At 63.5% G+C, this 479-nt stretch carries 1 pseudogene; it reads right to left on the reverse strand.

Annotated elements, in window-relative coordinates:
• Positions 1-479, reverse strand: a pseudogene (locus L995_RS14110) (hypothetical protein); the annotation flags it as partial.

The following is a 479-nucleotide window of genomic DNA, read 5'->3' on the forward strand; positions in this document are numbered from 1 at the left end:
CGCACGATAAGCGTCCACCTTCGCAGTCTCAGCTCCCACCTGGGTCTTGTAGATGTCAACCAGTGCTGTCTGTGCATTGACCGTGGCCACGAAAGCCTTGACCTCTTCGCCCCCGGCCTGGATGCGTGCGCGCTCGAGCTCGACAAGGGTCTGGGCCGCGCCCACGCGGGCCTTGTAGATCTCGACCACCGCCATGCGCCCGTCGATCTCGGCGCGGTAGCGATCCACCAGGGACTTGTTGATGTCGGCCTTGGTCTGCTCGGCCGCCAGCATGGCCTTGTAGACCTCGACCTTGTTGAGCTCGGCCCGGATCACCGTGTCATAGGCGGCAGCATAGGCTTGGTACCCTGCCAGCAGCGCCTTGTAGTGCTCGACCGCCGCATTGAAGGCGGCCAGGGCATTGTCTGCCGTGGTCTTGGCGGTCTCGAACGCCAGCATCTCCAGCTTGTAGGCGTCGTCCAGCAGCGTAGTCTCCAACT

This window comes from Delftia sp. ZNC0008, assembly GCF_000799035.1.
Lineage (GTDB): Bacteria > Pseudomonadota > Gammaproteobacteria > Burkholderiales > Burkholderiaceae_C > Comamonas > Comamonas tsuruhatensis.